The organism is Actinomadura hibisca NBRC 15177 (assembly GCF_001552635.1).
GTDB lineage: Bacteria > Actinomycetota > Actinomycetes > Streptosporangiales > Streptosporangiaceae > Spirillospora > Spirillospora hibisca.
The window spans coordinates 1-20,690 of record NZ_BCRO01000059.1 but is presented as its reverse complement, the minus strand read 5'-3'; the positions used below and the strand labels follow the sequence as shown (position 1 = coordinate 20,690).

Annotated in this window: 15 protein-coding genes; 7 read left to right on the top strand and 8 right to left on the bottom strand. The window is 71.8% G+C overall.

Annotated elements, in window-relative coordinates; all coding sequences use genetic code 11:
- A partial coding sequence (locus AH6_RS26545; protein ID WP_067485072.1) for a right-handed parallel beta-helix repeat-containing protein occupies nt 1-2,049 on the bottom strand: 2,049 nt, incomplete at its 3' end.
- A gap of 1 nt (nt 2,050) precedes the next feature.
- The gene (locus AH6_RS26540) at nt 2,051-3,322 is read right to left on the bottom strand and encodes a glycosyltransferase family 2 protein (RefSeq protein ID WP_083983480.1); all 1,272 of its coding nucleotides are present in this window, start codon (nt 3,320-3,322) and stop codon (nt 2,051-2,053) included.
- A gap of 515 nt (nt 3,323-3,837) precedes the next feature.
- Here AH6_RS26540 and AH6_RS26535 point away from each other — a divergent pair.
- The 3 genes from AH6_RS26535 (at nt 3,838) to AH6_RS26525 (ending at nt 7,626) form a co-directional block, all read left to right on the top strand.
- Nucleotides 3,838-5,673, top strand: a complete 1,836-nt coding sequence (locus AH6_RS26535) for an acyl-CoA dehydrogenase (protein WP_067485069.1) — start codon at nt 3,838-3,840, stop codon at nt 5,671-5,673.
- A gap of 165 nt (nt 5,674-5,838) precedes the next feature.
- Nucleotides 5,839-7,296 (top strand): OmpA family protein, encoded by a 1,458-nt coding sequence (locus AH6_RS26530; RefSeq protein ID WP_157431732.1) that lies wholly within the window; start codon nt 5,839-5,841, stop codon nt 7,294-7,296.
- A 90-nt stretch (nt 7,297-7,386) separates the two neighbouring features.
- Complete coding sequence (locus AH6_RS26525; RefSeq protein ID WP_067485063.1) at nt 7,387-7,626, top strand: DUF6458 family protein; 240 nt, start codon at nt 7,387-7,389, stop codon at nt 7,624-7,626.
- 45 nt (nt 7,627-7,671) lie between these two features.
- Here AH6_RS26525 and AH6_RS26520 read toward each other — a convergent pair whose 3' ends face one another.
- The 4 genes from AH6_RS26520 to AH6_RS26505 all read right to left on the bottom strand — a co-directional run bounded on the left by AH6_RS26520 (nt 7,672) and on the right by AH6_RS26505 (nt 12,969).
- Nucleotides 7,672-9,027 carry a dihydrolipoamide acetyltransferase family protein gene (locus AH6_RS26520; RefSeq protein WP_174555123.1) on the bottom strand — a complete coding sequence of 452 codons (1,356 nt, stop codon included), beginning with the start codon at nt 9,025-9,027 and terminating at the stop codon, nt 7,672-7,674.
- Nucleotides 9,028-9,032: 5 nt separating this feature from the next.
- Nucleotides 9,033-10,013 (bottom strand): alpha-ketoacid dehydrogenase subunit beta, encoded by a 981-nt coding sequence (locus tag AH6_RS26515; RefSeq protein ID WP_067485055.1) that lies wholly within the window; start codon nt 10,011-10,013, stop codon nt 9,033-9,035.
- Nucleotides 10,010-11,140, bottom strand: a complete 1,131-nt coding sequence (pdhA, locus tag AH6_RS26510; RefSeq protein WP_067485051.1) for a pyruvate dehydrogenase (acetyl-transferring) E1 component subunit alpha — start codon at nt 11,138-11,140, stop codon at nt 10,010-10,012. The genes AH6_RS26515 and pdhA overlap by 4 nt, the downstream gene beginning before the upstream one ends.
- Before the next feature lie 218 nt (nt 11,141-11,358).
- Nucleotides 11,359-12,969, bottom strand: coding sequence for a hypothetical protein (locus AH6_RS26505; RefSeq protein WP_067485048.1), 1,611 nt, complete (start codon nt 12,967-12,969; stop codon nt 11,359-11,361).
- A 95-nt stretch (nt 12,970-13,064) separates the two neighbouring features.
- Between AH6_RS26505 and purS the strand changes: the two genes are divergently transcribed.
- The 4 genes from purS (at nt 13,065) to purL (ending at nt 18,015) form a co-directional block, all read left to right on the top strand.
- Nucleotides 13,065-13,307, top strand: a complete 243-nt coding sequence (purS, locus tag AH6_RS26500) for a phosphoribosylformylglycinamidine synthase subunit PurS (RefSeq protein ID WP_174555122.1) — start codon at nt 13,065-13,067, stop codon at nt 13,305-13,307.
- Nucleotides 13,308-13,468: 161 nt separating this feature from the next.
- Complete coding sequence (locus tag AH6_RS26495) at nt 13,469-13,927, top strand: ATP-binding protein (RefSeq protein WP_083983482.1); 459 nt, start codon at nt 13,469-13,471, stop codon at nt 13,925-13,927.
- 136 nt (nt 13,928-14,063) lie between these two features.
- On the top strand, nt 14,064-14,744 hold the full coding sequence (purQ, locus tag AH6_RS26490) for a phosphoribosylformylglycinamidine synthase subunit PurQ (RefSeq protein WP_067485036.1): 681 nt from the start codon (nt 14,064-14,066) through the stop codon (nt 14,742-14,744).
- Nucleotides 14,745-15,813: 1,069 nt separating this feature from the next.
- A complete protein-coding gene (purL, locus tag AH6_RS26485; protein ID WP_174555121.1) occupies nt 15,814-18,015 on the top strand; it encodes a phosphoribosylformylglycinamidine synthase subunit PurL in 2,202 nt (733 codons plus the stop codon).
- Nucleotides 18,016-18,157: 142 nt separating this feature from the next.
- Here the strand turns inward: purL and AH6_RS44790 are convergent, their stop codons facing one another.
- The gene (locus AH6_RS44790; protein ID WP_169807912.1) at nt 18,158-18,325 is read right to left on the bottom strand and encodes a glycine zipper domain-containing protein; all 168 of its coding nucleotides are present in this window, start codon (nt 18,323-18,325) and stop codon (nt 18,158-18,160) included.
- 49 nt (nt 18,326-18,374) lie between these two features.
- Nucleotides 18,375-20,444 (bottom strand): PhoX family protein, encoded by a 2,070-nt coding sequence (locus tag AH6_RS26480; RefSeq protein WP_067485033.1) that lies wholly within the window; start codon nt 20,442-20,444, stop codon nt 18,375-18,377.
- Between the last annotated feature and the right edge of the window lie 246 nt (nt 20,445-20,690).

Genomic DNA, 20,690 nt, shown 5'->3' with positions numbered 1-20,690 from the left:
CGCCGGGCCGCCCGCCGGGACGGGCCGCCCGCCGCCGCCCAGCGGCGTGGGCTGCCCGCCCGGCCGCCGCGGCAGGCTCCACACCTGCCGCTTCTCCATCGCCTGCTGGAGCGCGTAGGGGTGCACGCCGGTGCGGCCGATGCGCAGCCCGTTCGGGCCGCGCGCCCGCAGCATCGAGATGATCACCATGAGGAACACCCCCGCCCAGATGAGGTTCATCGGCTTGGCGTACCGCTGCGCCTTCATCCACAACGAGGCGGTGTCGTGCCAGGAACCGGTGTTGTTGTCCTCCTTCACCACCTCGCCGGTGGAGGCGGAGGTGGACACCGCGCTGGTGCCCGACCCGCTCAGGGTGTTGTTGCGGACCTGCGAGCCGTCGTTGTCGCCGCGCAGCGTGATGCCGTGCGCGGTCGCGCCCTGCACCACGTTGCCGATCAGCTTGCCGGTGGCGTTGCGCAGGTAGATGCCGGTGCGCGCGCCGACCACGGTGTTGCCCGCCAGGCTCGCCTCGCGCACCCCGTCGCGCAGCGCGATGCCCTGCCGGACCTGCTTGGACAGCTGGTTGCCGGAGATCTGCACCTGCGAGGCGTTCGAGCGCACCACGATGCCCATGTCGCCGCCGATGACCTTGCTGTTCTGCACCGACAACTTGTCGCCGCCGAGGATCTCGATGCCGTAGTGGCCGTTGTCCTTGGCGACGCTGTTGTTGACCGAGCTCTCGCCGAAGCTCTCCAGCGACTCGCCGGACGCCGACGGGCCGGCCGCCAGCGGCTGCCCGTTCAGCGTGAAGCCGTTGTGGCCGTTGCGCTCGGCGGTGCAGTTGGTGACGCGGACCTTCTCGGTGGCCCGCGACAACACGAACCCGTCGCCCTTGCTGCCGACCACCGTCGTGTTCTGGATCGTGGCGTTCTTGGCGAAGCGGTGCATCACCACGCCGTGCACCAGGCTGTTCTCGATGCGGTTGTTGGTGATCCGGGTCTGGTTGGACCCGGACACGAACAGCCCGAACGCGGTGTCGCTGATCGTGCTGCCGTCGATCGACCCGGTGACCAGGTCGGCGGCCGGCTGGTGGGTGGCGGTGCCGCCGGGCTTCTCGATCTCGATGTCGCCGGGGCCGCCCCCGCCGCCGCTGCCGCCCTTCTTGTTCTGCTCCAGGCGCTTCTTCTTGGCGGCGTGCCGCTGGTCCTTGTTCAGGTGCTTGAACGCGCTGGCCGGACGGTCGGTGCCGGTCAGCGCGACGCCGCCGGTGCGGCCGCTCCAGAACCCGAGGTGCGACACCTTGGCGTGCTTCATCTTGAACTCGCCGCCGACCGCGCGCAGGTAGGCGCGGCCGTCCACGACCTCGGTGTCGGGGCGGCGCGCGCGGTTGTTCCACCCGGTGATCTGCACCGGCCGCTGCGCGGTGCCCTCGATCTTGATGCTGCCGCCGTAGCCGACGATGGAGCTGAACGCGCCCGGCATCGAGCCCATCCGCAGCGTGAGGCCGCCGGGGGCGCTGAGCACCAGCTTGGCCCCGTCGGAGACGAACACGTGGATGCCGAGCAGGTAGGAGCCGTCGCCGAGCTTCTGGAAGTAGCGGCCGCCGTACCGTTGCAGGTCGGCGACGGTGTAGGGCTTGCCGCTGTTGACGGCGGGCAGCACCAGCGTCTTGCCGTGGCTGGAGCCGAAGATCTGCGGCCGCTTCCAGGCGGCGGTGGCCGCGCCGCCGGTCTGGAGGATGGCCGCCAGCACCGAGCGGACCTGCATGATCCGCTGGTCCTCCTGGTCGACCAGGGCGGCCTGCCGCTTGGCGTCCTCGACGGGCCCCGCCGCGACGGGGGCGGCGGCGGGGGCGTTCGGGGCGGGGCCGCCCGCCGCCGGGGCGTTGCCCGCGGGCGTTCCGGCCGGATTGCCCGCCGCCGGACTGCCCGCGGCATCGCCGCCCGGTCGGGGCGTGGGCGCGGCCTGGGCGGGTACGCCCGCCAGCACCGCCCCCAGGCCCGCGCCGAGGGCCAGTCCCACCGCCAGGGCCCGTCGCCCGGCCGGGGGGAGCATCGGGTCGTCGGTCACGTCAGGAACCCACTCCCTGCAACGAGCCGGCGCTCTGGCCCGCGCCGCCCACCTGGTCGGAGGTACGGGTCAGCCATCCCTGCTTGTTCATGGTCACGAACGCGTAGAGCTTGATGGGCAGCGAGATCATGATGATGACCAGCGCGGTCAGCGGCAGCAGCAGGATCTCCCCGGGGTGCCGCTTGAGGTGCGACCAGCCGCGCACGCCGCGGCCGAACAACACCCAGCCGATGGCGAGCGCGACGCCCAGCGGGTGCAGGTTGTCCATGATCCGGCTGAAGATCAGGTATCCCAGGGTGACGCCCATGGTGACCGGGGTGAGCAGGATCTGCAGCACGGTGACCTTGGTGACGAACGGGGTCTTCCAGAGCCAGCCCTTCCACAGCGCGGTCAGGTAGCAGCGGTAGGAGTTGCGGCTCCACCGGATGCGCTGCTTGACGAAGGCGCGGAAGGAGTCGGGGAACATCGAGATCGCGCGCGCCGACGACTGGTGCACGGTCTTGTAGCCCTGCGAGAGCGTCAGCCAGGTGAGGCGGCCGTCGTCGCCGGCGATGCAGCGGCGGCCGAGGAAGAACTCGTTCTCCAGGTTCTCCACCACCGGCAGGATCACCGAGCGGCGGTAGGCGGCGGTGCGGCCCGACAGGCAGGCGACGCCGCCCTTGGAGCCCATCGCGGGCACGTAGTCGTAGTAGCGCAGGTTGACCAGCCAGTCGGCGATGCGCCGCCAGACGCTGGTGGTGCGCTGGTAGACGTTCTGCTGGGTGCCCACGCCGCCGACCTGGGGGTCCTCGAACGGCATCTGCACCGCGTCCAGCAGGCCGGGCTGCCACCAGGTGTCGGAGTCGGCGAACACCACGATCTCGCCGCGCGCCGCGCGGATGCCCACGCCGAGCGCCGAGCGCTTGCCGGAGTGCTCGTAGACCAGCACGTGCAGGCGCGGGTCGCTCACCTCGGCGAGCCGGCGGTGCCCCTCGTGGTCGCCCACGTCGATGACGATGATGACCTCGCTGGGGTTCTGCGCGAGCCAGCTCTCCAGGCAGCGCACCAGGATCTCGGGGTCCTCGCGGTAGGACGGGACCACGACCGAGACGGTGGTGCGGAAGTTGTTGACCACCGGTTTGTCCATCCGGGACAGGATCACGCGGTACAACCACAGCCCCCACACCAGGAGACCCGCGAACCCCAGCGGAACGAACTTCCGCCAGTCGCCACCGGCGGTCGCCCCCGCGATCGCTCCCCAGGCGTCATTCAGCCACCCAGTGACAGACGACAAGACGCTTCACTCCTTTCGAGCAGGCTTCGGGGAGAGATCTGGCCCCTTGTGACCCCGTGCCACCTCCAGTAAGAGCGAGTAGAGCGGTGATCGGTTCACAATTGCCAGATCTGGCCAGAGACGCCCCATCAGCCCCTTGCGGTATCGGTATGTGGCGATGTACGTCAAGCGATCGGCCCCAAAAGTTCGCCAAACGACGTCGCCGCCACGCGCCGGATGCCGGGATGACACTTTTCCGAAACATCCGACGAAGAGTTGCCGACGTTGTATTGAGCTGTTTGTCGCTTTACGTGCTTCCTGTCCGTTTCGCTGTACCGAGGGGTAACCGGTTTGGCAGGGTGATGTGAGTTGTGTCACCTTTCTCCGGCGAACCGCGCCCTCAGGTGGCGTGGCACCCGCCGGACCGGGCGCCGGGATGGGTTGCCAGGGGTTACTAGCGGGTAGCATGATGTCGAGTTACTGACCAGTACGTTGCGCGGGGCCGCCGGTCGCCGCCGGACCAAACGGAGTGTTCGATGGGGCACTACAAGAGCAACCTCCGCGACCTGGAGTTCAACCTCTTCGAGGTGTTCAACCGCCAGGACCTGCTCGGCAGCGGCCCGTACGCCGACCTTGACGAGGAGACGGTGCGCAGCATCCTCGACGAGGTGAACCGCCTCGCCGAGGGCCCGCTGGCCGAGTCGTTCGAGGACGCCGACCGCAACCCGCCGAAGTTCGACCCGGCGCAGGGCACGGTCGCCATGCCGGAGAGCTTCAAGAAGTCCTACAAGGCGTGGATGGACGCCGAGTGGTACCGGGTGGACCTGTCGCCGGAGTTCGGCGGCACCGGTGCGCCGCGCAGCCTGACCTGGGCGATCGCCGAGCAGGTACTGGGCGCCAACCCGGCGGTCTACATGTTCTCCTCGGGCCCCGGTTTCGCCCAGATCCTGTGGCACATCGGCACCCCCGAGCAGAAGAAGTTCGCCGAGCTGGCCCTGGAGCGCCAGTGGGGCGCGACGATGGTGCTGACCGAGCCGGACGCCGGTTCCGACGTGGGCGCGGGCCGTTCCAAGGCCGTGCAGCAGCCCGACGGCACCTGGCACATCGAGGGCGTCAAGCGCTTCATCACCTCGGCCGAGCACGACATGTCCGAGAACATCTTCCACCTGGTGCTGGCCCGCCCCGAGGGCGCGGGCGCCGGCACCAAGGGCCTGTCGATGTTCCTGGTGCCCAAGTACCTGGTGGACGTCGAGACCGGCGAGCTGGGCGAGCGCAACGGCGCCTACGTGACCAACGTCGAGAAGAAGATGGGCCTGAAGGTCTCCACGACCTGCGAGCTCACCTTCGGCGAGAAGCACCCGGCGGTCGGCTACCTGGTCGGCGACGTGCACGAGGGCATCAAGCAGATGTTCCTGGTCATCGAGTACGCCCGCATGATGGTCGGCACCAAGGCCATCGCGACGCTCTCCACCGGCTACCTCAACGCGCTTGAGTACGCCAAGGAGCGGGTGCAGGGCGCCGACCTCACCCAGATGACCGACAAGACCGCGCCGCGCGTCACCATCACGCACCACCCGGACGTGCGCCGCTCGCTGCTGACGCAGAAGGCCTACGCCGAGGGCATGCGCGCGCTGGTGCTGCTGACCGCGTCCTACCAGGACCGCGTGCAGATCGCCGAGCACGAGGGCCGCAAGGACGAGCAGGCCGAGAAGGTCAACGACCTGCTGCTGCCGATCGTCAAGGGCTTCGGCTCCGAGCGCGCCTACGCGCTGCTGGGCAGCGAGTCGCTGCAGACCCTGGGCGGCTCGGGCTTCCTCCAGGAGTACCCGATCGAGCAGTACATCCGGGACTCCAAGATCGACACCCTGTACGAGGGCACCACCGCCATCCAGGGCATGGACCTGTTCTTCCGCAAGATCCTGCGGGACAACGGCGAGGCCCTGAAGGTGCTGGCCGGCGAGATCAAGGCGTTCGCCGAGAGCGAGGCCGGCAACGGCCGCCTCAAGGCCGAGCGCGCGCTGCTGGCCAAGGGCCTGGACGACGTGCAGGGCATCCTCGACCCGATGATCGGGTGGGCGCTGGGCTCGATGGAGGACCCCAAGCAGATCTACAAGGTCGGGCTGGCCTCCAGCCGCTTCCTGCTGGCGCTGGGCGACCTGATCGTCGGCTGGCTGCTGCTGCGCCAGGCCGAGGTCGCGCTGGCCAAGCTCGGCGGCGGCGACGTCTCCGAGGCCGACAAGAACTTCTACACCGGCAAGGTGGCGGCCGCGCAGTTCTTCGTGCAGACCGTGCTGCCGCGCCTGGCCTCCGACCGCGCCATCACCGAGGCCACCAACCTCGACGTGATGGAGCTGCCGGAAGAGGCGTTCTGATCGAGCCGATCGATCGGGCTGAACCAACCGTCTCCCGCGGTTAGGTGAGTCAGCGGCCCCCGCCACCTCGTGTGGCGGGGGCCGCTGCGCGTTCCGGGCCCGGTCACTACTGTGGACGGACCCCGCAGGACCGCTCAAGCCCCCCGACGCGAAACCGGAGAGCCGATGCCGGCCCCCAGAACGTCCGTGCCCCTCGTCCTGTCCGTCGCCGGAGTCCTGCTGGTCGCGGGCTGCTCGGACGGCGGGGACGGGAAGCCCGACAAGGCCGATCCCCCCAAGGCGGGCGGCAGCGGCACCACAGCCCCGCCCCAGACCGGCGGAGCGCCGGTGAAGGAGGGCTGGTTCGGCGCGGCGGACGGCCTGCACGCCCGCGTGGAGATCAAGGGCGTCGAGCGGCAGGGGGCCAAGACCACGCTGCGCCTGGCGGTCACCTCGCTGGACCAGGCGGCCAAGTCGGTGCCGTTCCCGGTGACGCTGCTGGACCCCGTGGGCCGCAAGCTCTACAAGCCGATCACGCCGGACGCTCCGCGCCAGTTCGCGCCGAACGCCGCGCAGGAGCTGGCCGTCGACTACCCGGCCATGCCGGGGAGCGTGCAGAAGATCACCGCGCTCACGCAGGGGACCGCCGGGGAGTTCACCGGCGTCCCGGTCACCGGCGGCGGGCCCGTCCCGGCGGCGGGCACCGGCAACCCGGCGGACCTGTACGACATCACCGAGGGCGAGATCAGGGACGTCACCTCCAGCGGCTCGGACGTGAAGCTGAACCTGCGCACCGACGTGCTGTTCGCGTTCAACTCCGCCAAGCTCGGCGGGCGCGCCAAGCAGGTGCTGGACGAGGCCGCGCAGGAGATCAAGGCCAAGGCCGACCCCGCCAAGCGGCCGCTGACGATCAACGGGCACACCGACAGCAAGGGCAGCGACGGCTACAACCTCAAGCTGTCGCGCGACCGCGCCGAGGCCGTCCAGAAGGAGTTGCAGGCGCGACTGGGCACGGCGTTCAAGTACTCCGCGCACGGCAAGGGCGAAGCCGAGCCGATCGCCAAGGAGGGCGGCTCGGACGACGCCAAGGCGCGCTCCCGCAACCGCCGCGTGGAGATCTCCTACGTGGTGCGGCAGCAGGCCGAGGGCGTCACGACCTCGGCGACGGCCGCCGCCGACGGGCGGGGCGGCACCGTCGCGCCCGCCGCGTTCCGGGCGCGGGACGGGCAGACGGTGGCCAGCCGGTTCGGGCGCTTCGGCGGGGCCAAGCGGCGGCTGGACGTCAAGCCGTTCTACCGCGACGGGGCCTATCTCGTGGCGGTGTTCGACCTGGTCAACGAGGGGCCGGGCACGACGCCGCCGGACGCGGCCTACCCGCACAAGGACTACCCGGGCGGCGCGTTCACCTCCTTCAGCGTGCTGGCCCCGGGCGGCACCGACGTGTACCGGGCGGTGCGGATCGGCCCGGCGGCGGCCAGTGGGCCGAGTTCGTACGTGGACCCGGGCGGCCGGGCGACGTTCCGGACGGCCCCCAACGAGCCGGTCCGGGGCTTTGTTTACATCCCGGCCCCGCCCGGAAACCCGACGTCGGTCGTCTTCGACGGCGGGCCCTTCGGAAAGGTGAACAACGTCCCGGTTTCCTGACCCCGCCCGGGTCCCCGGCGCTGGTGTGGCGGCCTGACCCGGCGGATAGTGAAGGGACAGGGCTACGGACCGTCCGGCGGAGGGCATCGTATGGGTGTCGGCGTCAGCATCTTCACGATCACGCTCGGCCTGATCCTCAAGTTCGCGATCCGGGCCGACGCCATGCGCGACCCGGTGGACATCCACGTGATCGGCGTCATCCTGATCATCGTCGGCGGGGTGTCGTTCGCCCTCCAGCTGTTGCTGATGGTCCGGATGCAGCAGCAGCGCGGCGGCTCCGAGAACCACCGCGACCGGATGTACGACGGCGACAACCCGCCGCCGGTGTGAGAACGGCCGGCCCCCGTGACAGGGGACCGGCCGATCTCCGGCGCGTCAGCTCCAGGCGAGCATCCGCACCGGGTCCTCCAGCATCATCCCGACGTCGCGCAGGAACTTCGAGCCCAGCTCGCCGTCGATGATCCGGTGGTCGAACGACAGCGCGAGCGTGGTCACCTTGCGGATCGCCAGCTCGCCCTCGTGGACCCACGGCATGTCGCGGATCTGGCCGAACGCCAGGATCGCGGCCTCGCCGGGGGTGATGATCGGGGTTCCGGCGTCCACCCCGAACACGCCCACGTTGGTGATGGTGAAGGTGCCCCGGGACATGTCGGCCGGGCTGGTCTTCCCCGCCCGCGCCGTCTCGGTGAGCCCGGCCAGCGCCTCGGCCAGCTCGGGCAGGGACAGGGCGTGCGCGTCCTTGACGTTGGGGACGATCAGGCCCCGCTCGGTGGCGGCCGCGATGCCGAGGTTCACGTAGTGGCGGACCACGATCTCGTCGCCGTCCCACGCCGCGTTGACCATCGGGTACCGGGCCGCCGCGACCAGCACCGCCTTGGCGACCAGCAGCAATGGCGAGACCTTGACCCGCTCGAACTCGGGGAGCGCGCGCAGGCGGCGTACGGTCTCCATGGTCGCGGTGACGTCCACCTGGAGGAACTCGGTGACGTGCGGCGCGGTGAACGCCGAGGCGACCATCGCGGCGGCGGTGGCCTTGCGCACGCCCTTGACGGGGACGCGCTCCTCCCGCCGGTCGGCGGTGGCCGCCGGTCGCGGTGCCGCTTCAGGCGCAGATGTGGACTGGGTGGCGGCCCGGATGTCGTCGCGGGTGATCGAGCCCTGCGGCCCGGTGCCCGTGATCGTCCGCAGATCGACGCCGAGGTCCTTGGCCATCTTGCGCACCGGCGGCTTGGCCAAGGGAAGAGAGTTGTCCACAGCCTGTGGACGAACCTCTTGAACGGGCTCGGGCACCGGAGGCGGCGATCCCTTGCGCGCCCGCCGCTTGGTGGCCCCCGGCTTGACGCCGTACCCCACCAGCACGGGCTGCCGCTTGGGCTCCTCGGGCGCGACCATGCCCGGTTCGTCCGGCGTCGGCACCATGTCCTGCTTGAGCGCGGCGGCCTGCGCGGGCGGCTCGGAGACGGGCGTCGCCACGGCCCCCTCCGCGCCCCCCACGTCCACCGAGATGATCGGGACGCCGACGTCCACGGTCGTGCCCTCGGCGAACGCCAGATCGGTCACCACGCCCTCGTAGGGGCTCGGCAGCTCCACGATCGCCTTGGCCGTCTCGATCTCCACGACGATCTGGTTGATCTCGACCGTGTCGCCCGGCTGCACGTGCCACTTGACGATCTCGGCCTCGGTCAGCCCCTCGCCCACGTCGGGCAGCTTGAACTGCTTGATCTCACCCATGCGCGTCACCAGGAGAAGGTCCGGTCGACCGCGTCCAGGATGCGGTCGAGGTCGGGCAGGTAGTGGTCCTCCAGGCGGGAGGGGGGATAGGGCGTGGAGAAGCCGCCCACCCGCAACACCGGGGATTCCAGCCGGTAGAAGCACCGCTCGGTGATCCGCGCGGCCAGCTCCGCCCCGTACCCGGAGAAGACCGGGGCCTCGTGCACCACGACGCAGCGCCCGGTGCGCTCGACGGAGGCGACCACCGCGCCGATGTCGAGGGGGTTCAGCGACCGCAGGTCGATCACCTCCAGCGAGCGCCCCTCCTCGGCCGCCGCGCCCGCCGCCTCCAGGCACGTCTTGACGGCCGGGCCGTAGGCCAGCACCGTCACGTGCTCGCCGGGGTGGACGACGCGCGCCTCGTGCAGCGGGGCCCACCGCGCCGGGTCCTCCTCCAGCGGGGCCTTGTCCCAGTACCGGCGCTTGGGCTCGAAGAAGATCACCGGGTCCGGCGAGGCGATCGACTGCTGGATCATCGTGTAGGCGTCGGCGGGGTTGGAGCAGGCCACCACGCGCAGCCCGGCGGTGTGGGTGAAGTACGCCTCGGGGGACTCGCTGTGGTGCTCGACCGCGCCGATGCCGCCGCCGCAGGGGATGCGCACCACGACCGGCAGCTCCAGCTTGCCGAGCGAGCGCATCCGCATCTTGGCGAGCTGGGTGATGATCTGGTCGGCGGCGGGGAACACGAACCCGTCGAACTGGATCTCGCAGACGGGCCGGTAGCCGCGCAGCGCCAGCCCGATCGCGGTGCCGATGATGCCGGACTCGGCGAGCGGGGTGTCGATGACCCGCTCCTCGCCGAAGTCCTTCTGGAGGCCGTCGGTGACGCGGAAGACGCCGCCGAGCTTGCCGACGTCCTCGCCCATCACCACGACCTTGGCGTCGTCCTCCATCGCCCGGCGCAGCCCGTGGTTGATGGCCCTGGCCATCGTGACCGGCTCGCTCATGACCGCACCTCCTCGAAGGACGCGAGGTAGGCGGCGAAGCGCTCCTGCTCCTCGGTCATCAGCGGGTGGGACTCGGCGTACACGTTGTCGAACATCGCCATCGGCCCGGGGTCGGGCAGCGCGAGGCACGCCTTGCGCAGGTCGTCGGCGACGCGCTTGGCCTCGGCGTCCACCTCGTCGAAGAACGCGGCGTCGGCCAGATCACCGCGCACCAGGTACGCCTTGACGCGCTCGATGGGGTCCTTGAGCTTCCACGCCTCCTCCTCGGCCTTGAGGCGGTAGCGCGTGGGGTCGTCGGTGGTGGTGTGGGCGCCCATGCGGTAGGTGAACGCCTCGACGAGCGTGGGCCCCTGGCCGTCCCGCGCGTTCTCCAGGGCCTTGCGGGTGACCGCGAGGCAGGCGAACACGTCGTTGCCGTCCACCCGGACGCCGGGGAAGCCGTAGCCCTGGGCGCGGCGGTAGAGCGGGATCTTGGTCTGCTTCTCCAGCGGCTCGGAGATGGCCCACTGGTTGTTCTGGCAGAAGAACACGACGGGCGCGTTGAAGACCGAGGCGAACACGAACGACTCGTTCACGTCGCCCTGCGAGGTGGCCCCGTCGCCGAAGTAGGCGATGGTGGCCCCGGCCTTCTCAGTGCCCAGCACGCCGTCGCGCTGGATGCCCATGGCGTATCCGGCCGCGTGCAGGGTCTGCGACCCGATCACGATCGTGTAGAGGTGGAAGCCGTGCTCGGCGGGGTCCCAGCCGCCGTGGTTGACGCCGCGGAACAACCCCAGCAGGTTGATCGGCGGCACGTCCCGGCACCAGGCCACCCCGTGCTCGCGGTAGGTGGGGAAGACCATGTCGTGGTCGCCCAGCGCCCGCCCGGACCCGATCTGCGCGGCCTCCTGGCCCAGCAGCGAGGCCCACAGGCCCAGCTCGCCCTGCCGGGTGAGCGCGACGGCCGCCAGGTCGATCTTCCGCACGATCACCAGGTCGCGGTAGAGCGCGCGCACCTGCTCGGCGCTGAGATCCAGGGGGTAGTCGGGGTGCTCGACGCGTTCGCCCTCGGGGGTGAGCAGCTGGACGAGCTCGTGGTCGGCGGTCTCCCGGGTGTCCGGGGCACCGCGCACGGAGTTGATCGTCATCGATGACTCCTCGTTCGGGGCCGGCGCACGGGATCGCCGCGGACCGGCCGACGTCCGGCGGCCACGCCCCCCGGATAAAGGGACGAAAGCCACCAATGCCATCGTGGCAGACATCACACCTAGGGACGCAAGCCCCCCGATACCCGATCTCTACCCCGTCCCGCCGCCCCGGCACCTCCCGGGCCGACGGGACCGGAGGACGCCGGAGCGGCGCGGGGTCACTCCCGAGAGAGGGAGCGGGTGGCTCCGGCGGCCACGGTCAGGCCCAGGATGAAGCCCGCCGCCACCAGCAGGTTCGCGATCCACTGGTAGACGCCCGACGGGGCGAACACCCTCTCCTGGCCCAGGTCGCCCACCGGCAGCAGCAGGTCCAGGGTGTAGAAGAACGCGTTGAAGTGCGGGTGGTCGTCCTCGTTCAGGATCGCGGGCTTGTGCAGGGAGAAGATCACCGTGCCGAACGCCAGCAGGCCCAGCAGCCAACTCGCGGCGCGGAACGGGCGGTAGCCGTAGCCGACCAGGATGTCCTGGAACCAGCCCACGATCTTGCGGGGCAGGCCCTGGGTCTTGCGGCGGTCGCGGGCCTTGGCCAGCAGCACCGAGCGGCCGTCGGCGTCCAGGCCCAGGGAGCGGTAGGTCTGCGCCAGGCGCTCGTAGGGCTGGGGCTGGTAGCCGTCGGTGTCGCGGCGGATCCACTCCAGGCGGCGGCGCGCCTCCATCGGCGGTTGCAGGTTCTCGTACTGGAGGCCGTCGAGCTGGAGCCGGTCCGGCCAGGTCGCGTGGTCGTCGCGCAGCACGTTGATCCGCGCGTACGACAGGTCCACCACGCCCTTGATCGGCTCGGCGGGGCGCAGCAGCACCTCCTCGGCCTGGAGGCGCTGGAGGCTGAGGGCCGTCCCGTCCCCGTTCGCCAGGTGCGCCTCGCGCAGGCTGAGCTGGCCGGTGATCCGGGCCCCGGCGAAGCTCACCTCGCCGTCGGCGGTGAAGCCGTCGGAGCAGTAGACGTCGGTCTCCACGGCCAGGTCGTCGGCGTTCAGCGCCGTCTTGCCGGGGTGGGCCAGCTCCGCCCCGACGAAGGAGAGGTAGCCGCCGACGCGCGCGCCGCGCAGGCGCACCTCGCCGTTGGCGGTGAACCCGCCGTCGCAGAACACGTTCGCCGCCACGTCCAGGCGGGACGCGTAGAGCGCCGCGCCCGACGGGTTGTGCAGCCGCGCCTTGCGGAAGATGAGCTGGCCGCCGACGCGCGCGCCCGGGAGGCGCACCTCGCCCGTCGCCGTGAAGCCCTGGTCGCAGTACACGTTCGCGTCCACGGTCAGCCGGTCGGCCAGCAGCGCGTCCCCGCCCGGGTTGGTCAGGTGCGCCCCCGACATGTTGAGGATGCCCGCGATGTGCGCGCCGTCCAGCCACAGGCCGCCGGTGATCCGGCTGCCCTCCAGCCACAGGTGGCCGTCCACGCGCGCGCCGGACGCCACCAGGCCCGGCAGGCGGCAGCGCATCAGGTGCACGCTGTTCATCGACGCCCAGTACAGGTGCGGCGCCTCGTCGAACACGCACGCCGTCAGGGCCAGCGGCATGCCCACCTCGGCGTGCCCGAGGTTCAGCGACCCGATGATCCGCGCCCCGGTCAGCCGCACCGCCGCCACCTGGCCCGGCTCCGGCTGCACCGCCCCGGCCAGCAGCGCGACCAGGACCTCGGCGCGCACCACCCGCTCCGGGCCCCAGTGCGCGGGATCGCTGGTGGACGGGTCGCCCGACGACAGGTCGACCGTCTCGCCCTTCAGCGCGGCCTCCCAGAGGCGGCGCTCCGGGGGCGACAACTCCTCGATGTTCATGGCGCGACTCCGGGGGGATGGGGGGATGTGCCCTGTCATGGTGCCGTACGCTTCACTCCGTTAAGGAAAACCGCAGATCAATGAGGGGGGCGGTCGTGGCGCGCGTCGTCGTGGACGTCATGCTCAAGCCGGAGATCCTGGACCCGCAGGGTCAGGCGATCGCCCGGAAGCTGCCGCAGCTCGGGTTCGAGGGCGTCGCGGCGGTCCGGCAGGGCAAGCGGTTCGAGGTGGAGGTGGACGGCCCGGCCGACGAGGCGGCGGTGGAGAAGGTCCGCAAGATCGCCGAGACGCTGCTGGCCAACCCGGTCATCGAGAACTTCGAGGTGCGCGTCCTGTAGCAGCGGCCCCGGGCCGCCCGGCGTTCCCGGAAAGACCCGACAGTGTAACGATTACGGAAGATTGCGCCGGGGAAGCCTTAGCTGCGTCGAGTCGTCGAGCGTGCTCCGGGACCGGGGTCCGCCCAGGGGGGCCTGGGAATGTCACGAGGTGACAGGTGGACATGAAGTTCTCGCTCGCGCTCCCCCGGGAGGCGCTGAGCATTCCGGTGGTCCGGCGGGTGCTGGGCGACGCGCTGCGCGGCCTCGGCGTGTCCGAGGACTGCGTCACCGACATCCTGGTGGCCACCTCCGAGGCCTGCACCAACGTCGTCCAGCACGCCCGCTCGGCGGGCGACTACGAGGTGGCCGGCCACGTGGCCGAGGGCTCCTGCCGGCTGCGCGTCACCGACCACGGGCGCGGCCTGCGCGAGGCCGGGCCGCCGCACCGCACCGGCGGCCACGAGGACGGTTTGGCCGAATCCGGGCGCGGGATTAGGATCATGCGGGCGCTGGTGGACGACCTGGACATCGACTCCGCCCCCGACCGGGGCACCGTCGTCCACCTGCGGAAGCGGTTGACCTGGCGCGACGAGGCACTGATCCGACGCCTCGAACACCGTCTCATGCACAGCGCCGGGTAGATTGGGACGCGCGCGGGGGGACTGCGACGCGCATCGGTGATCGGCGGGACGAGCCGCCCGTCGCCGGAACGCCCTCATAAGCAGTTGACGCTCGTCTTCCCCGGCGGGCGATGATCGCAACGAAGGAACTGAAGCGATGGATGCTGCCCGGGTGGGGGTCATCACCTTCCCTGGTTCACTGGACGATCGCGACGCCGCGCGCGCGGTCCGGCTGGCGGGAGCCGAGCCGGTCGCGCTCTGGCACGCCGACCACGACCTCCAGGGGGTCGACGCCGTCGTGCTGCCGGGCGGTTTCTCCTACGGCGACTACCTGCGCGCGGGGGCGATCGCCCGCTTCGCGCCGATCCTGACCGAGCTGGTGGCCGCCGCCAAGGACGGCCTGCCGGTGCTCGGGATCTGCAACGGCTTCCAGGTGCTGTGCGAGGCGCACCTGCTGCCGGGCGCGCTGCTGCCCAACGCGGGCCTGCACTTCGTCTGCCGCGACCAGCGCCTGCGCGTCGAGAACGCCGACACCGCCTGGACCACCGGCTACACCGAGGGCCAGGAGCTGGTGATCCCGATCAAGAACGCGGACGGCCGCTTCACCGCCGACGCGCGGACCCTGGACGAGCTGGCGGCCGAGGGCCGCATCGTGGCCCGCTACCTGGACCTCAACCCCAACGGCTCGCTCGGCGACATCGCGGGCATCAGCAACGCGGCCGGCAACGTCGTCGGCCTGATGCCGCACCCCGAGCACGCCGTGGAATCGCTGACCGGCCCGTCCACCGACGGGCTCGGCTTCTTCACCTCGGTCGTCAAGCGGCTGGTCGGCGCATGACCGGCCGGTGCGGCCGGCGGCCCGCACGGCCCGCGACGAGGGAAGGCGGCGCCGCGGCGCCTCTGACGCGAACGGGAAACACAGCATGAGTGAGCAGCGTCCCAACGTGCCCGGCCAGCCGGGCGACGACCGCGCGGGCGGCGGCGAGGAGCCGACGCTGGAGTGGTTCGCCGACCTGAAGGACGACGCCGACGACCCCGAGCTGCACGCCGTGAACCCCTCGGTCACCCAGGCCTTCGGGGCCATCGTGGACGAGAAGGCGGGCAAGGACGAGGAGCCCCTGTTCGGGGAGCCCGAGGGCGCGCCCGCCGAGGCCGGGAACCGGCCGGAGGCCCCCGCCGAGCAGCGGCCGCAGCAGCCCGCTCCGGGCGAGCAGCAGCCGTGGCGGCAGCCCACCGAGTCCGGGCAGCCCTGGCAGCAGCAGCCCACCGAGGCCGAGCAGGCGTGGGCGCCGCAGCCCGGCCAGTCCGAGCAGGGGTGGCCGCAGCAGCCCGCCGAGGGCGAGCAGCCCTGGCAGCAGCCCGGCCAGCCCGAGCAGGGCTGGCAGCAGGCCCCCGCCGAGGGCGAGCAGGCGTGGCAGCCGGTGCCCGTCGAGGGTGCGCCGGGCTGGCCGCAGACGCCCGCCGCCGCCGAGCGCCAGGCCCAGATCCCCGTGGTCGAGCAGCCCGCCCTCCCCGCCGACCAGGCCCTGCCGTCCGCCCCGCCGTCCGCCGTGCAGCCCACCGCTGATCCGGCCGCGCCCGCCGAGGGCCCGTCCCCCGACTTCGTGCGCGCGCTGGCCGCCGAGGGCACCAGCGGCCCCTTCCCCGTCGACCCGCAGGCCCCCGAGGGCGAGCAGCGGGCCGCGACCGGGAACACCGGGCCCCTCCCGGCCGTCGGGAACCAGACGCGGAACACCCCCGGCGCCCCGGTCCCGGTGCTGCCCGCCGACTTCACCGCCGAGATCGAGGCCCCGCCCGCACCGGCGCCCGCCGTCCCGGTCCCGGCCCGGCAGCCCGACCCCGGCACCGACACCGTGGCCGTCGCCGCCCGCACGCCCGACCGGCCGCAGCCGTTCGCCGAGCTGGGCATGAAGGACGACGAGTACCGCCGCGTCCGCGACATCCTCGGCCGCCGCCCCACCGCCGCCGAGCTGGCGATCTACTCGGTCATGTGGAGCGAGCACTGCTCCTACAAGTCGTCCAAGGTGCACCTGCGCCAGTTCGGCGACAAGGCCCCCAAGACCGACGCGCTGCTGGTCGGCATGGGCGAGAACGCGGGCGTGGTCGACGTCGGGCACGGCTGGGCGGTCACCTTCAAGGTCGAGTCGCACAACCACCCGTCCTACGTCGAGCCCTACCAGGGCGCGGCCACCGGCGTCGGCGGCATCGTGCGCGACATCATGTCGATGGGCGCGCGCCCGATCGCGGTGATGGACTCGCTCCGCTTCGGCCCGGCCGACGCCCCCGACACCCAGCGCGTCATGCCCGGCGTGGTCGCGGGCGTGGGCGGCTACGGCAACTCCCTCGGCCTGCCCAACATCGGCGGCGAGACCGTCTTCGACGCCTGCTACGCGCAGAACCCGCTGGTCAACGCCCTGTGCGTGGGCGTGATGAAGCACGAGGACATCAAGCGCGCGGTGGCCCCCGGCCCCGGCAACAAGGTGATCCTGTTCGGCGCGGGCACCGGTCCCGACGGCATCGGCGGCGCGTCGGTGCTGGCGTCGGCGACCTTCGACGACGAGTCGCAGGCCAAGCGGCCCAGCGTGCAGGTCGGCGACCCCTTCATGGAGAAGCTGCTGATCGAGTGCTGCCTGGAGCTGTTCCGCGAGGACCTCGTGGTCGGCATCCAGGACCTCGGCGCGGCCGGGGTGTCGTGCGCGACCACCGAGCTGGCGGCGGCCGGCACCGGCGGCATGACCGTCGAGCTCGACGCCGTCCCGCTGCGCGACGCGACGCTGCGCCCTGAGGAGATCCTCATGAGCGAGTCGCAGGAGCGCATGATGGCGGTCGTGTCGCCCGACAAGGTGGCGCGCTTCATGGAGATCTGCGGTCGCTGGGAGATCCCGGCCACGGTGATCGGCGAGGTGACCGACACCGGCCGCCTGGTGATGACCTGGCGCGGCGAGACGATTGTGGACATCCCGCCGGGCACCGCCGCCGACGAGGGCCCGGTCTACGAGCGGCCCTACGCCCCGCCCGCCGACCTCGGCGCGCTCCAGTCCGACACCCCCGGCCGCCTCACCCGCCCGTCCAACGGCGACGAGCTGCGCCGCACGGTGCTGTGGCTGGCGGGCTCGCCGAACCTGGCCGCCAAGACCTGGGTGACCTCCCAGTACGACCGGTACGTGCTCGGCAACACCGTGCTGGCGATGCCCGAGGACGCCGGCGTGGTCCGCATCGACGACGAGTCGGGCCTCGGCATCGCGCTGTCGCTGGACGGCAACGGCCGCTACGCCCGCCTCGACCCGTACGCGGGCGCGCAGCTCGCGCTGTCGGAGGCGTACCGCAACGTCGCCGCCACCGGCGCCCGCCCGCTCGCGGTCACCAACTGCCTGAACTTCGGCTCGCCCGAGGACCCGGGCGTCATGTGGCAGTTCGCCCAGGCCGTGACGGGCCTGGCCGATGCCTGCCAGTACCTCGGCATCCCGGTGACCGGCGGCAACGTGTCGTTCTACAACCAGACCGGCACCACGCCGATCAACCCGACGCCGGTCATCGGCGTGCTGGGCGTGCACGAGGACGTGCGCCGCCGGGTCAACATGTCGCTGACCTCCGAGGGCGCGACGCTGGCGCTGCTCGGCGAGACCCGCGAGGAGTTCGGCGGCTCGGAGTGGGCGCACGTGGTCTACAACCACCTGGGCGGCCTGCCGCCGAAGGTGGACCTGGCCGCCGAGCGCGCGCTGGCGTCGGTGCTGATCGCCGCCGCCCGCGAGGGGCTGCTGACCGCCACGCACGACCTGTCGGACGGCGGCCTGTCGCAGACGCTGGTCGAGTCGTGCCTGCGCGGCGGCCTCGGCGCGCGGATCACGCTGCCCGGCGACCCGTTCACGGCGCTGTTCAGCGAGTCGGTGGCGCGCGCGATGGTCGCCATCCGGCCGGGCGGCGAGGGCCGGGTCGCGGCGTTGTGCCAGGAGGCCGGCGTGCCGGTCGCGCAGCTCGGCGTGGCGGGCGGCGACGCCCTGACGGTGTCGGGGCGCGGCGGCGAGGGCGACCAGCAGGAGCTGTTCTCGATCCCGCTGGCGGAGCTGCGCGAGTCGCACGAGCGGACGCTGCCGAGCTACGCGAGCTGATCCGTTCGAGGACGCCCCCGCGCTCGCGCGGGGGCGTCCTTGCGTTTCAGGCGCGCCGCCGTCAGCGCCGCCCCGTTCAGCGTCGAACGCGCAAACGAGCGCCCGGCCACCTTCCGGTGGCCGGGCGCTCGGTGCCGGGTGCTCAGTCCTTCTTGTTCTTCGCGAAGGCGAAGCTCAGGGCCACGCCCAGGACCAGGGCGATGGCCACGCCGAGGGCGAGGTTGTCGATGGCGACGCCGAGGCCGCAACCGATCGCCACGCCCGCGCCGAGACCGAGGCCCCACTGCGCGTTCGGCCGCTTCTTGTCCACTTCGTCCCCCCTGGAGCTGTATGGGGGTCCATCGTGGCAGAACAGCGGATCAGGCGCCGATGTCGTACCCCCGGGTGTGCCAGACCGACACCACCGACGGGCGCGGCTGGTCGCCGTCCGGCCAGCGGCTGGCGGGGTTCTCCGGCGTCGCGCCGGTGATCTCGCCGGGGTGCTGGACGGCCACGAACACCGTCTTCTGGTCCTTGACGATCAGCGGCCCGCAGGTCTCCGCGCCGTAGGGCACGGTGAGGAACTGCCGGACGTGCCCGCGCTCGCGGCCCTCGACCGGCATCGCGAACAGGCCGTCGTTGGCGCCCAGCGCGTTGCCGTCGGTGGAGATCCACAGGTTGCCGTCGGAGTCGAAGGTCAGGTTGTCCGGGCAGGAGATCGGGCTGACCTTGGACTTGTCGTAGCCGCCGAAGTAGGTGCCCGGGTCCTTGGGGTCGCCCGCCACCAGCGGGATCGCCCAGACGAACGTGGTCGCGCCCGCGTCGTTGCGCCGCTCCACGATTTCCAGAATGTGGCCGTGCTTGTTGGCGGCGCGCGGGTTGGGCTCGTCGGCCTGCGCGGCGGTCCGCGCGGTGTTGTTGGTGAGCGCCACGTAGACCGCGCCGGTCTTGGGGTTGCGCTCGATGTCCTCGGGGCGGTCCATCTTGGTCGCGCCGACCTTGTCGGCCGCGAGGCGGGTGTGCACCAGGACCTCGGCGGCCGTCATGCCGGGCACGAAGCTCCGGTCGCCGCGCACCAGCGGGATCCACTCGCCGGAGCCGTCGAACTCGCCGTCGGCGGGGAGCCTGCCGGTGCCGTCGACGTCGCCCTTGGGGCTGTCGCCGGTGAAGCGGGCCACGTAGAGCGTGCCGTGGTCCAGCAGCTTCATGTTGTGCCGCCGCGCGCCGGGGATGTACCGCTCGGTCGAGACGAACTTGTAGATGTAGTCGAAGCGCTCGTCGTCGCCCAGGTACACGACCGCGCGCCGGTCCTTGGACAGGGTGCTGTTGGCGGCCTCGTGCTTGAAGCGGCCGAGGTGGGTGCGCTTGGAGGGGGTGCCGTCGGGGTCGAACGGGTCGATCTCGACGATCCAGCCGAAGCGGTTGACCTCGTTGGGGTGCTTGGACAGGTCGAAGCGCGCGTCCACCCGGTCCCAGCGGCGGCTGTCGGCGGGGACGCCGGTGGAGACGCCGTAGCGGGCCAGGGCGGGCTTGGCGGCGTCCGGCACGCCCGAGGTGGCCACGAAGTACTGGTTGAAGTTCTCCTCGGCCGTCAGGATCGTGCCCCACGGGGACACGCCGCCCGAGCAGTTGTTGAGCATCCCGCGCACGGTGGTGCCGCGCGGGTCGGCGGCGGTGCGCAGCAGCGGGTGCCCGGCGGCGGGGCCGGTGAAGCGCATCGGGGTGTCGGCGGTGACGCGCCGGTTGAAGCGCCGCCGCCCCTTGGTGACCAGCTTCCAGCGCCCGGTGCGTCCGGACCGCTCGATCTCCACGACCGAGCCGCCGTGCGCCGCCATCGCGATGCGCATCTGCTCCTCGGTGGCGGTGGAGCCGTCCTTGTAGCCGCGGAACATCAGCGCTTCGTCGGTGTACTCGTGGTTGACCCACAACAACGCGCGGTCCCGGCTCAGCGGGAAGAAGGTGACGTAGTCGCAGTTGTAGCCGAACTGCTGGGCCTGCGCCGCCGCCGTCTGCTTCTCGAAGTCGAACGCGGGCGCGCCCGGCAGCACCGGGTCGCCCCAGCGCACCACGACCGACGCCTCGTAGCCGTTCGGGACGGTCACCTTGTCGTCCTTGTTGGGCGCGACGGCGGTGAAGCGCAACCGCGACCCGCCGCCACCGCCGTGGTGGTGCCCCCGGGCAGCGGCGGCGGGCGCCGGGCTGGCGAACGCGGCACCGGACGTGGCCGCGCCGGCCCCCGCGACCAGCGCGCCCAGCGCCCCGGCGCGCAGCACGCCGCGGCGGCTGACACGCTCGGCGACGATGTCCCCGAAATAGGCGTTGCCACTGGTGTTGGGCACCGGGTGGTCACACGCGTTCCCGCAGCGGTACAGGCACGTCATCGCGTCGCGTCCCCCGGAACGGGGCACCGACAACAACGGAAGCGCACGCTTGACCTGGCGTTCGGCCACGAATCCTCCTCTAGAACCGATCCGCGCAAACGGTAGGGAGGGCAGGGGCACATCAGGCCAACGCGAGATGAACGCCAGGGATGATCAGGGCAAAACGCCAGGTCATCGTCATTCACCTACGAATGCGACGACCCGGCGTCCCTGAGCGGGAGGCCGGGCCGGGGTCGTCCCGAGGACCTCAGCCACCACGCGAGTGACTAACTGGCCCGGTGGGGCAAAGCCGGAGGCGAGCCCCACCGGGCCAGA

Excerpts from the sequence above, each read along its gene's own strand:
- purQ (WP_067485036.1), top strand. The coding sequence starts at position 14,064 with ATGGATGCTGCCCGGGTGGGGGTCATCACCTTCCCTGGTTCACTGGAC.
- purL (WP_174555121.1), top strand. The coding sequence starts at position 15,814 with ATGAAGGACGACGAGTACCGCCGCGTCCGCGACATCCTCGGCCGCCGC.
- AH6_RS26505 (WP_067485048.1), bottom strand. The coding sequence starts at position 12,969 with ATGAACATCGAGGAGTTGTCGCCCCCGGAGCGCCGCCTCTGGGAGGCC.
- AH6_RS26495 (WP_083983482.1), top strand. The coding sequence starts at position 13,469 with ATGAAGTTCTCGCTCGCGCTCCCCCGGGAGGCGCTGAGCATTCCGGTG.
- AH6_RS26525 (WP_067485063.1), top strand. The coding sequence starts at position 7,387 with ATGGGTGTCGGCGTCAGCATCTTCACGATCACGCTCGGCCTGATCCTC.
- AH6_RS26520 (WP_174555123.1), bottom strand. The coding sequence starts at position 9,027 with ATGGGTGAGATCAAGCAGTTCAAGCTGCCCGACGTGGGCGAGGGGCTG.
- AH6_RS26515 (WP_067485055.1), bottom strand. The coding sequence starts at position 10,013 with ATGAGCGAGCCGGTCACGATGGCCAGGGCCATCAACCACGGGCTGCGC.
- AH6_RS26530 (WP_157431732.1), top strand. The coding sequence starts at position 5,839 with ATGCCGGCCCCCAGAACGTCCGTGCCCCTCGTCCTGTCCGTCGCCGGA.
- pdhA (WP_067485051.1), bottom strand. The coding sequence starts at position 11,140 with ATGACGATCAACTCCGTGCGCGGTGCCCCGGACACCCGGGAGACCGCC.
- AH6_RS26535 (WP_067485069.1), top strand. The coding sequence starts at position 3,838 with ATGGGGCACTACAAGAGCAACCTCCGCGACCTGGAGTTCAACCTCTTC.